This is a genomic window from Fictibacillus aquaticus (genome assembly GCF_002245695.1).
Taxonomy (GTDB): domain Bacteria; phylum Bacillota; class Bacilli; order Bacillales; family Fictibacillaceae; genus Fictibacillus; species Fictibacillus aquaticus.
Window position 1 is genome coordinate 49,047 of sequence record NZ_NOII01000006.1, and the last position, 12,165, is coordinate 61,211.

Annotated in this window: 10 protein-coding genes and 1 other annotated feature; all 10 genes read right to left on the reverse strand. The window is 48.1% G+C overall.

What is annotated here, in order from left to right; genetic code table 11:
• Positions 1–11: 11 nt before the first annotated feature.
• Positions 12–234: a binding site (T-box leader), on the reverse strand.
• A 56-nt stretch (positions 235–290) separates the two neighbouring features.
• Positions 291–1,763, reverse strand: coding sequence for a glutamate--tRNA ligase (gene gltX, locus CGZ90_RS14335; RefSeq protein WP_094253214.1), 1,473 nt, complete (start codon positions 1,761–1,763; stop codon positions 291–293).
• Between the two features lie 71 nt (positions 1,764–1,834).
• Positions 1,835–2,308 carry a 2-C-methyl-D-erythritol 2,4-cyclodiphosphate synthase gene (gene ispF / locus CGZ90_RS14340; RefSeq protein WP_094253215.1) on the reverse strand — a complete coding sequence of 158 codons (474 nt, stop codon included), beginning with the start codon at positions 2,306–2,308 and terminating at the stop codon, positions 1,835–1,837.
• Between the two features lies 1 nt (position 2,309).
• A complete protein-coding gene (gene ispD / locus CGZ90_RS14345) occupies positions 2,310–2,999 on the reverse strand; it encodes a 2-C-methyl-D-erythritol 4-phosphate cytidylyltransferase (RefSeq protein ID WP_094253216.1) in 690 nt (229 codons plus the stop codon).
• 21 nt (positions 3,000–3,020) lie between these two features.
• A complete protein-coding gene (locus CGZ90_RS14350; protein ID WP_094253217.1) occupies positions 3,021–4,112 on the reverse strand; it encodes a PIN/TRAM domain-containing protein in 1,092 nt (363 codons plus the stop codon).
• Positions 4,113–4,224: 112 nt separating this feature from the next.
• On the reverse strand, positions 4,225–5,298 hold the full coding sequence (gene disA, locus CGZ90_RS14355) for a DNA integrity scanning diadenylate cyclase DisA (protein ID WP_094253218.1): 1,074 nt from the start codon (positions 5,296–5,298) through the stop codon (positions 4,225–4,227).
• A gap of 6 nt (positions 5,299–5,304) precedes the next feature.
• Entirely contained in the window at positions 5,305–6,684 is a 1,380-nt protein-coding gene (gene radA, locus CGZ90_RS14360; protein ID WP_094253219.1) for a DNA repair protein RadA, read from the reverse strand.
• 167 nt (positions 6,685–6,851) lie between these two features.
• A complete protein-coding gene (gene clpC, locus CGZ90_RS14365) occupies positions 6,852–9,278 on the reverse strand; it encodes an ATP-dependent protease ATP-binding subunit ClpC (protein ID WP_094253220.1) in 2,427 nt (808 codons plus the stop codon).
• Positions 9,279–9,292: 14 nt separating this feature from the next.
• Positions 9,293–10,360, reverse strand: a complete 1,068-nt coding sequence (gene mcsB / locus CGZ90_RS14370; protein ID WP_094253221.1) for a protein-arginine kinase McsB — start codon at positions 10,358–10,360, stop codon at positions 9,293–9,295.
• Positions 10,350–10,892 carry a protein-arginine kinase activator protein McsA gene (gene mcsA / locus CGZ90_RS14375; RefSeq protein WP_094253222.1) on the reverse strand — a complete coding sequence of 181 codons (543 nt, stop codon included), beginning with the start codon at positions 10,890–10,892 and terminating at the stop codon, positions 10,350–10,352. Before mcsA ends, mcsB begins: the two co-directional genes overlap by 11 nt.
• Positions 10,893–10,928: 36 nt before the next feature.
• Positions 10,929–11,396, reverse strand: a complete 468-nt coding sequence (locus tag CGZ90_RS14380) for a CtsR family transcriptional regulator (RefSeq protein WP_094253223.1) — start codon at positions 11,394–11,396, stop codon at positions 10,929–10,931.
• Between the last annotated feature and the right edge of the window lie 769 nt (positions 11,397–12,165).

Sequence of the window (12,165 nt, forward strand, 5' to 3'; positions counted from 1 at the left end):
GTCCTATGTGACACAGAGACGCTAATGCGCGGTTCCACTCTGTTTGACGGGCTAAAAATACAACACCCGTCCCCTTGAAGCTTCTTAACGCGAAGCAAACGCCCAGCCTACTTTAAATTCAGCACGGGACTCCGAGGTGCACTTCGGACAAGCTTTTTCATGAACCACTTTCAGCCGGTGATGGTTCTCTCTACTATGAAAGCCCTTGCCTACTCTCCTCATCAGCGAATTGCCAATATCGAAAAATAAGTTTCTTTTACTATATTATATTCAATGATAAATGTTAACATTTATGCCTTAGAAATTTTTTCGATCACGTTTTCCACGCGGGAAACGACTCTTTCTTTTCCTAAAAGAGCAATCGACACGAGCAGATCCGGTCCGTGTACCTGGCCTGTTGCCGCGACACGTACTGGCATGAACAAGTTCTTGCCCTTCTGTCCTGTTTCCTTCTGCACAGCCTTTAGCAGCGCCTTCACATCATCCGGCTCAAGCGTAGCGCTTTCCTGCACTTTTGCAAGGAATGATTCCATCACCTGAGGCACCGTTTCACCTTCAAGTACTTCCTCTGCTTCAGCATCATACTTCACTTCTTCCGTGAAGAACAGCTCAGACAGGCTCACAATTTCTGCACCATAGCTCATCTGATCCTTAAACAAGCCAGCGAGGCGGTTCACCCATTCCTGCTTTTCAGGAGTGAGGTTCTCTTCGATGCGTCCCGCTTTTACGAGATGAGGCAATGAAAGCTCAACGATTCTGTCAAGCGGCTGCTGTTTCATATATTGGTTGTTCAGCCACTCAAGCTTTTGTGTATCAAACACCGCCGGAGATTTAGAAAGTCTTGCTGTATCAAACATGCCGATCAGTTCATCTTTCGAGAAGATCTCTTCTTCTCCGCCAGGTGACCAGCCGAGAAGGGCGATAAAGTTAAACAGCGCTTCAGGCAGGTACCCGAGCTGCTCATATTGCTCGATAAACTGAATGATCGACTCATCACGCTTAGACAGCTTTTTGCGGTTTTCGTTGCAGATCAGCGTCATATGGCCGAAGACAGGCGGCTCAAAGCCTAGCGCTTCATAAACCATTAACTGCTTCGGTGTGTTGGAGATGTGATCGTCGCCGCGCAGTACATGGCTGATCGCCATATCATGATCATCTGCCGCTACAGCAAAGTTATATGTCGGGATGCCGTCCTTCTTCACGATAACAAAATCGCCGATACCGTTCGACTCAAACGATACACTGCCTTTCACCATATCGTCCCACTCGTACTGGCGGGATGCCTGTACCGCGAAACGGATGCTCGGCTTGCGGCCTTCCGCTTCAAATGCTGCCTCTTGCTCTGCTGTCAGGTGACGGCAGCGGCCGTTGTAAACAGGCGTTTCGTTCTTCGCCATCTGCTCCTCGCGCGAAGCTTCAAGCTCTTCTTCTGTGCAATAGCACTTGTATGCTTTGCCATTGCTTAAAAGCTCTTCATAATACTTTTTATAAATGTCGAGGCGCTCCATCTGGCGGTACGGTCCGTATTCTCCGCCGACATCAATGCTCTCATCCCAGTCGATGCCAAGCCATTTCAAATACGTCAGCTGGCTTTCTTCGCCGCCTTGAATGTTCCGCTTCTGATCGGTATCCTCGATGCGGATGATGAATTTGCCGCCTTTGCTGCGAGCATATATATAATTAAACAATGCTGTACGCGCGTTCCCGATGTGCAAATAGCCTGTCGGACTCGGAGCGTAACGCACCCGTACTTCGTTTGCCATGATTTTTCACCTCATAGAAATTTTGTCTGTTTACATCTTACCATATCATCATGTAATGAAAAGCCTGTCCGTTACGCGCGCTCTAGCAGGATAACCGCCTGTGCAGCAATGCCTTCTCCGCGTCCTGTAAAACCGAGCTGTTCAGTTGTCGTCGCTTTAACATTGACCTGCTCGATGCTTGCGTCCAGCAAGCCTGCAATCACTCCGCGCATTTCCTGAATGTGCGGTGCCATTTTTGGCTTTTGCGCGATGATTGTACAGTCGACGTTTCCGAGCACGTAGCCTTTTTCCTTCACGAGCAGAAACGAATCGCGGAGCAGCTTTTTAGAATCTGCATCTTTATAAGCAGGATCCGTGTCTGGAAAATGCTTGCCGATATCCCCTTCTCCAGCCGCTCCTAACAGCGCATCATTGATCGCATGAAGCAGCACATCTGCATCCGAATGACCTAAAAGACCTTTTTCATATGGAATCTCCACTCCTCCGATAATGAGCGGGCGGTTTTCTGCAAACGCGTGTACATCGAAGCCTTGTCCTATCCGCATGTTATTGCTCCTCCTGTCTCTCTCTTAAAATGGCTTTCGCAAAAAGCAGATCATCTGCTGTTGTCAGTTTAATATTCCGGTAGTCCCCTTCGACTACCGCTACCGCCTCGCCGTATTTTTCCGCGAGGCTGGCATCATCCGTTCCGAGCCAGCCATCAGCTGCTGCTCTCGTGTGGAATTTTTTTATGACTGAAAGACGAAAAGCTTGTGGGGTCTGAGCAGCCCACAAGCTGGATCGGTCCATCGTATGCGTGACCTGTCCTTCTTTAATATGTTTAATCGTGTCTTTGACGGGAACAGCCAGAACAGCTGCACCGGTCTCGTCCGCCTTTTCAGCAAGAGAGTGAATGTCCTTCTCTGCTACAAACGGCCTCGCCCCGTCATGTATGAGGACAAGCCCGTCGTCATCGAGCGCTTTCAGTCCTTCATACACGCTGTCCTGCCGCTCTTTTCCGCCAGGCACGATGTTTTCTATCTTTTTATAACCGTAAAACTGCCGAAATTCCTCCAGCAGCCTCATCTCGCGTTCGTTGCCGACAAGGATGATCCCGCTGCACCACGGATCGTTCTCAAACACCTTTATCGTATGCGCGATGACAGGCATTCCTTCAAGCTCGATCCATTGCTTGTTCTTGCCTGCGTTCATCCTTTTGCCTTGGCCGGCTGCCAATACAATCGCTTTGTATTCCACTTTCTTCCCCACCGTTCTTTGTTACAGCGCCTTTTCAAGCAATTTAGGCTTTGCGAAAATCATCCGTCCTGCCGACGTCTGAAGAACGCTGGTTACGAGTACATCGATCGTTTTGCCGATATAGTCTCGTCCGTCTTCTACGACAATCATTGTGCCGTCATCGAGGTACGCGATACCTTGATTATGCTCCTTGCCGTCTTTAATGACCTGAACGAGCAGCTCTTCTCCCGGAAGAACGACCGGTTTCACCGCGTTGGCGAGATCATTGATGTTCAGCACTGAAACGTTCTGCAATTCGCAGACCTTGTTCAAGTTAAAATCATTGGTCACAACAAATCCGCCCGTTACCTGCGCGAGTTTCACAAGCTTGCTGTCTACCTCTGAAACTTCATCAAAATCACCTTCATAAATCTCAACTTTGATCGACAGCTCTTTTTGTATTCTGTTCAAGATATCCAGTCCGCGTCGTCCGCGGTTCCTTTTCAGCACGTCTGATGAATCGGCGATATACTGCAGCTCTTCAAGAACAAAACGAGGAATGACAAGCGGGCCTTCGAGAAAACCTGTCTGGCAGATATCCGCGATTCGTCCGTCGATGATGACGCTCGTATCGAGTATCTTCTGCTTGCTTTTATGCTTGCTGTTTTCGCCGTCTTTTTTCTTTTCCTTGCCCGTCCGGTTAATCGAGAACAGCTGAATCAGTTCGTCCCTCTTTTTAAAGCCGACCTGAAAACCTAGATAGCCGAGAAGGAACGTGATGAAAATCGGCACAACTGAGCTCACCACTACAATGTCCATATTGTTAAGCGGCAGCTGAATCAGGAATGCTACGATCAACCCGAAGATCAGCCCCATCGTACCGAACAGCACATCGGTCACGGGTGCTTTTACCACCGTTTCCTCAGCCCATCTAATCAATCCAGTCACATAATCGGAGAGCCAAAAAGTAGATAAATAAAATATAATGGCACCTATCGCGGCTCCCGTATATGGAGAAAGCAATTCAGACGGCACATCCCCTATATTCATGATACGGATCAAATCAGGCACATATAAATATCCCAGCATGCCGCCGGTAACTATGAAAAATAATTGCACGATTCGTTTAAGCATGCCCTTCACCTCCCCTAATCATTATTCACAAAATAAAAGAATACAAACTTCAAAAATATAAAAAACATAAGTTTATCATGATAAGCATAGTCCCGCTTTTCGCGGCCGGCTATTAAATATGCCTGTCTACAAACAGCTGCTCCTGAATGCGCTTTAAGCCTTCTTTTACTTTTTTGGCACGAATTTCTCCGATTCCTTCAACATCATCCAGCTCGGCGATCGTGGCTCTGAGAATCTGAGGCAGATTCTCGAATGTCTCAGTCAGGTTCTCAATAATAACGGCTGGCAGCCTCGGAATTTTTGTCAAAATCCTGAATCCGCGCGGGTGAACCATCTCTTCCTGAAGGTTTAGTCCTGAAGAGAACCCTAGAAGCTTCATGATGACCGTCTCGTCGAACAGCTCTTCGCTCGAAAGCTTTTTCAGCTGTCTTAAGATCTGATACGGATCCTGAGTGACATCCTTCATATAGTCTTTAATCAGCAGGATTGCTTCTTCTTCGATGTTGGAAACAAGCTCTTCCATCTGGATCCTGATCAGCCTGCCTTCAACGCCTAGTTCATTAACATATTTAATGATTTCATTTTTTATTCGTAAAACCATCTCAATACGGTGAATAACCTGCGTCACTTCCTGGTAGGTGACAAGCTCTTCAAACTCGAGAGCACCCAGATTCGTAACACTCTGATCAAAGACAACCTTGTATTTCTCGAGCGTCTGTATCGCCTGGTTCGCCTTCGTCAGGATAACACCGATGTCTTTCAGTGAATAGCGGATCACGCCTTGATACAAAGTGATGACATTTCTCCGCTGCGAGATCGAGATCACGAGATTTCCTGTCTGGCGCGCTACCCGTTCAGCTGTACGGTGGCGAATACCCGTTTCCGTGGAAGGAATGATCGTATCCGGCACAAGCTGCGTGTTGGCGAACAGAATTTTGGTGGCATCTTCGTTCAAAATGATCGCGCCGTCCATCTTTGCAAGCTCATATAGCGAAGCGGGTGAATATTTACAGTTGATCGAGAATCCTCCATCGACGATCTGCTGTACTTTATCGTTATGGCCTACAACGATCAGTCCGCCTGTTTTTGCGCGCAGCACGTTGTCGATCCCGTCGCGGAGCGGTGTTCCCGGTGCCACAAGCTGCAGCATGTGGCTGATAATGGCCTCTTTTATTGAATGATCCATGTGAAATTATCCTCCTAATGCATACTGCAGGGCTTCGTCCACAGTGGACACACCCACGATTTCAATACCATCCGGCACGGTCCAGCCGCCGATGTTCTTATCCGGAATGATCGCTCTTGTAAAGCCAAGCTTAGCTGCTTCATGTACCCTTTGGTCGATCCGGGACACGCGGCGTACTTCTCCTGTCAGGCCGACCTCGCCGATCAGCACATCTGTCGGCCGGGTCGTTTCATCGCGAAAGCTTGACGCTACGCTGACCGCAACCGCTAAGTCGACGGCAGGCTCATCAATACGCACCCCGCCAGCTACATTCAAGTATGCATCCTGATTTTGCAGCAGCAGTCCTACCCTTTTTTCAAGCACTGCCATAAGCAGCGACACCCGGTTATGATCGATCCCCGTCGCCATCCGCTTCGGGTTATGGAAGCTTGTCGGCGAGATCAGCGCCTGTATCTCTACAAGCATCGGCCTCGTCCCTTCAAGCGATGCAACAACTGTTGATCCAACGGTCCTTGTAGAACGATCCTGTAAAAATATTTCAGATGGGTTCAGAACTTCTTCCAGACCCAGTTCTTTCATCTCGAAAACGCCGATTTCATTCGTGGAGCCGAAGCGGTTTTTTACCGCCCTCAGTATACGGAACGTGTGATGACGCTCTCCTTCAAAGTATAGCACTGCATCCACCATATGTTCGAGCATGCGGGGTCCTGCGATCGCCCCTTCTTTTGTAACATGTCCTACAATGAATACAGCTATGTTATTTGTCTTGGCCATGCGCATAAAATGCGATGTGCACTCGCGCACCTGCGAGACGCTCCCAGGAGCAGAGGTGACTTCCGAGCGGTAAACAGTTTGAATGGAGTCGATGATCATGATAGAAGGCTTAATTTCGTTCATGGCCATTTCGATATATTCTACATCCGTTTCGGAATAGACATACAAGTCCTTGACTGTCACGTTCAGACGGTCAGCACGAAGCTTGATCTGCTTGACTGATTCCTCCCCTGATATGTACAGGACCCGCTCTCCTCTTTGAGCGAGCTGAAACGAAACCTGTAATAGCAGTGTTGATTTCCCGATTCCCGGATCTCCTCCTACAAGAATAAGAGAGCCAGGCACGATTCCGCCTCCGAGAACGCGGTTAAGTTCCTGATAGTTGGTCGGAATTCTCGGTTCTTGTTCACTTTTAACCTCAGATATTGACTGCGGCTTCTGATGTTTTTCCGTCCTTGCCGTGGAAAGACCCCTGACTGGAGCATCCTTTTTTATGAGCTCCTCGACCATCGTATTCCATGCCTGGCAGCCAGGGCATTTTCCCATCCATTTCGGAGACTCGTAGCCGCAATCCTGACACATGAAAATTGACTTGCTTTTTGCCTTTGCCATCCCGTTACACCTTCTCTATCCGTTCATTTTATCCGTTATTCTCATCATATCACAAAACCTGTTTTTCCTTTCCAGATGAGGTCTTGCTTTTGCATGATAAACGTTGAAATTATTTCGACAAAAACCCGAAAGACATGACTGCCTTTCGGGTTTTTCTTCAGCAATATTTAAGAACCGACAGTTTCTACCACAAATTCGTTAGATTCCACATCGATCTTGACGGTCTGGCCTTTGTTGATGTTGCCTCGCAGCAGCTCTTCAGACAGACGGTCTTCAATCTTGCGCTGAAGCGCTCTGCGGAGCGGACGCGCTCCATAATCTGGATCATAGCCTTCTTCCGTAATCTTATCGAGAGCCGCTTCAGTCAGCTCGATCTCAATCCCTTGATCCTTGAGGCGTGACCTTAAAGAATCCGCCATCAGTCTCACGATACGCTTGAGGTGCTCTTTTTCAAGCGAGTGGAAAACGATGATCTCGTCGATACGGTTTAAGAATTCAGGACGGAACGCCTTTTTCAGCTCATCCATCACTTTTGATTTCATATCATTGTATTTCTGATCCTCAGAGTTAACGGCAAACCCGAGTGAACGGTTGCGTTTGAGTGTGCTCGCCCCAACGTTTGATGTCATGATAACAACCGTGTTGCGGAAGTCGACTGTGCGCCCTTTTGAATCTGTCAGACGGCCGTCTTCAAGCACCTGCAGCAAGATGTTGAACACTTCAGGGTGCGCTTTTTCAATCTCATCGAGCAAGATAACTGAATACGGCTTGCGGCGGACCTTCTCTGTCAGCTGGCCGCCTTCATCATGGCCCACATACCCAGGAGGCGAGCCGACGAGACGTGACGTCGTATGCTTCTCCATGTACTCGGACATATCGATACGGATGATCGCATCCTCGTCGCCGAACAGCGATTCTGCTACCGCACGGGCAAGCTCTGTCTTACCTACCCCTGTCGGCCCTAAGAAAATGAAGGAGCCGATCGGACGCTTCGGATCTTTAAGACCTGCTCTTGCACGGCGTATCGCTTTGGAGATCGACTGTACCGCTTCAGACTGTCCGATAACTCGGTCATGCAGGATTTCTTCAAGTCTGAGCAGGCGCTCTGTTTCTTCCTCAGCAAGCTTCGATACAGGAATTCCCGTCCAGCTCGACACGACCTGTGCGATATCTTCCGGTGTTACTTCTGTATTTTCCTTGCCTTGCTTCTGTTTCCAAACATCCTTCGTCTTTTCAAGCTCTTCGCGAAGGCGCTGTTCTGTGTCTCTTAGTGATGCAGCTTTCTCAAACTCCTGGCTCTGAACCGATGCATCCTTTTCCTTGCGCACCTCATCCAGCTTCTGCTCGAGCTCTTTCAAGTTCGGCGGAGCCGTGTAAGAGCGAAGGCGTACTTTAGATGCAGCCTCATCGATCAAATCGATCGCTTTATCCGGAAGGAAGCGGTCAGAAATATAACGGTCAGAGAGCTGTACGGATGCTTCAATCGCATCATCTGTAATCGTTACACGGTGATGCGCTTCATAGCGGTCACGCAGTCCCTGCAAGATCTTGATGCTTTCGTCCTTTGTCGGCTGATCCACCGTGATCGGCTGGAAGCGGCGTTCTAAGGCAGCATCTTTTTCAATATATTTGCGGTACTCGTCAAGCGTTGTCGCACCGATACACTGCAATTCGCCTCGAGCAAGCGCGGGCTTCAGGATGTTCGACGCATCGATCGCTCCTTCTGCTCCCCCTGCTCCGATCAGCGTATGAAGCTCATCGATAAACAGGATAATGTTGCCCGCCTGCCTGATTTCGTCCATGACCTTCTTCAGACGGTCCTCAAACTCACCGCGGTATTTCGTTCCTGCTACAACAGTTCCCATATCGAGCGTCATAACACGCTTGTCGCGCAGCGTTTCCGGCACTTCATTATTGATGATCTGCTGTGCAAGACCCTCTGCAATAGCTGTTTTACCGACACCCGGCTCACCGATCAGCACCGGGTTGTTTTTCGTACGGCGGCTCAGCACCTCAATCACACGCTGTATTTCCTTCGCACGCCCGATCACAGGATCTAAGCTTCCATCTCTGGCAATCGACGTCAAGTCACGTGCTAGACTGTCGAGAGTAGGCGTATTCGCGCTGGCAGACGCTCCTCTGTGTCCTGAAGAGGATTCGTTGCTTCCAAGCAGCTGAAGCACTTGCTGACGTGCTTTGTTCAGGCTGACACCAAGATTGTTCAGCACACGTGCTGCCACACCTTCACCTTCACGGATAAGTCCTAGCAGGATGTGCTCTGTTCCCACATATGAGTGGCCGAGCTTTCTTGCTTCATCCATTGACAGTTCAATCACTTTTTTCGCTCTTGGCGTGTAATGGATGGTTTGTACGGCTTCCTGCCCACGGCCGATTAATGTTTCGACCTCTTTTTGGATTTTTTCCGAACCAAGTCCAAGCACTTGAAGAGCTTTGGCAGCAATTCCTTCTCCTTCACGGACAAGGCCCAGCAGGATATGCTCCGTACCCACATTATTGTGGCCAAGGCGAATCGCTTCCTCCTGTGCCAGTGCCAATACTTTTTGTGCGCGTTCAGTAAATCGACCAAACATCATAACATTCACGCTCCTTATCTATTTTCAAAATGCAATCGTTCACGAATTAAGGCTGCCCGGCGGATGTCCCGCTCCTCAGCATTCAGGGATTCGCCAGCATATTGCTGAAGAAATCCGGGCTGGGTAAGTATCATCAATTCATTAAGTATTGATTTGGATAAGCCGGATATCATATTCAGATCTATCCCGAGGCGTACATCAGAAAGGCACTGTGCTGCCTCATTGGACGGGATGATGCGGCTATTGGACAAGATGCCGTATGAACGGTATACCCTGTCTTCAAGCTGAAGCTTCAGCGTATCATACAGCTGCTTTCTTGCCGATTCTTCCTGCTGTATCACCTGCTGTACAACATCTGTCAGATCCTCCGCCATATCCTCTTCAAGCTTCCCGAGTGTCATCTGGTTTGATATCTGAAAAATATTGCCCTGCGCCTCTGTTCCCTCACCGTAAATCCCTCTTACAGCAAGCCCAAGCTGGTTTACCGCTGGTATAAGACGGCTTATCTTTTTTGTTAAAACGAGTGCCGGCAAGTGCATCATCACCGATGCCCTTAAACCTGTTCCGACGTTTGTCGGGCAGCTCGTCAAGTAGCCTCTCTCTTCATCAAAAGCAAAGTCTGCCTTTGCTTCGATCCAGTCATCAATGCTGCTCGCACGCTTTAGCGCCTTTTGAAGCTGAAGACCAGGGTACAGGCACTGAATCCTAATATGGTCTTCTTCATTAATCATGACGCTCACTGACTCATCTTCATTGAGCAGCACAGCCCCCTCTTTAGAACGTTCCGCTAAATGCGGGCTTATCAGATGCTTTTCAACGAGCACCCTTTTTTCCACAGGCTGCAGCTCATTCATCATGAGCATTTCAAGCGGACCTGCCTGTTCGGTAGCATCCTGGCTGACGGCCTCTTTTATCGTATGAATGACAGCCTGCTGTTGCTCTTTAGAGGCAAGCGTCGGAAACACATATTCTTTTAAATTTCTCGCGAGCCTGATCCGGCTGCTCAGCACAATATTTGATTCGGGGCCGTCTTCCTTCATCCAAGGACTGATGGCCTCATTTAAAAACCGCTTAAATGTCACCAGAATCCCTCCCCGTATTCAATTTCTGCTCAAGCTTTCGAATCGTATCCCTCGTCTCAGCAGCTTTTTCAAACTCTTCCGATTGAATATGCCGCTGCATTTCCTGCTTTAATTCCTGCAGCATTTTCTTTTCCTGCAGGTTCACGCCTGCCCGCTTGGGGATCTTCCCGGCATGAAACGTGCTTCCGCCATGCACCCGTTTAAGCATCGGATCCAGCTTCGAGCCAAATGTCTCATAACATTTTGCGCAGCCGAACCTTCCGATTTTAGCGAATTGCTGGTATGTCATACCGCATTTGCCGCAGGCCTTGGAAGGAGAAATCCGTTCCCCGCCGCTGGAATTTTGCGCCGGTACATTCCCGTGCAGCATTCCTGAGAGCAAATGATGAATGGAAAATGTATTCGACCCCGGCATCCATTCTCCTTTTTCTTTTGCACAATGTTCACAAATATGGAATTCGGTTTTTTCCCCGTTTACGATTTTCGTAAAGTGAAGGGTAGCCGGCCTCTCTTGGCACTCTTCGCAATACATCTTTTTCCCTCCCCTAATATAAAATGAAACGGCTCATCATGTTGTTCTATATTTTAATGTTTGAATCATCGCTTTTAAAAGATCAGCACGCAATCTGTCACGTCCAGGCAGCTCGATGTTCAGCACGGTCCTGTCCATCACACTCACCATGAGCCTTGCCTCTCGTTCATTGATGATCTCCTCATCCATCAGCCTGCGGATCACGCTCTCTGCACTGTTCTGCGAAATTTTATCGCCGATCAGATGAACAAGCTGGTCGATCAGATGAACATAGCTTTCTGTCTCCACCTTCATGATGCGGATATATCCGCCGCCGCCGCGCTTGCTTTCTACAACAAATCCTTTTTCAACAGTAAAACGTGTGTTGATCACGTAATTAATCTGAGAAGGCACACATTGAAACCGTTCTGCCACATCCGTCCTTTTGATCTCGATTGCCCTCTCATCCGCACTCGATAAAATCTGCTTTAAGTAATTTTCGATGATGTCTGATATATTTCTCACGCTTTCACCCCCACCCTCCTGACTTTGACTATCTTTGACTATATCTCCATTATATCCAAAACACCGAAAAAAATGCAATCACTCTCAGCAAAACATTATTACCCTTTTTCCCTTAAATTAACCCGGTTTAAACAGCGGTTTTATTGAGATGAGCGAATTGTGAGCAGTAATTATTGGGATTGCTGGCTGGATAGATTAGAGTTTTGCTGTGGAGTGGCCGGGATGAGTCTCTGTACATGCCTTGGGTGGCATTAGTGTCATTATGAGGGTGCGAGGCTGGTTTAGGAGAGGGTCTTGACCGTAAATATGAATTTTTAGCCGTGAATTTGGTTTTTTTGCCTTTGTTTTTTGAATTTTGCCCGCAAATTTAATTTTTTGCCGGTAAATTGATTTGATGGGGGTTCACTGCAGCTCGATCCTATTGAAATGGATAAGGTGAGAGGTTAGTTGGGTGGGTTGGACCCGTAAATTTTGATTTAGACCTGTAATTCTAGATTTTGACCCGTATTTTTTCAACTTAGACTCGCAAATTTGTGTTTTGGACCCGCAAATCATTCTTAGGGGGATCTGCAGCAGCTTGATTCCAAGAAATAAGCTTCTTCGGTTTAATGCTAATTAGAAGATAATCGGTTTTTGGTTATCTTCCACCTTGTTTTTGCTCTTAATAACCCTCAATAATGTTCTTAAACGCAAAAAAGAAGATAACCGCAGTTGGTTATCTTCTGTCCTTGCCCGGCCACGTCCTACTCTTACAGGGGGAAACCCCCAA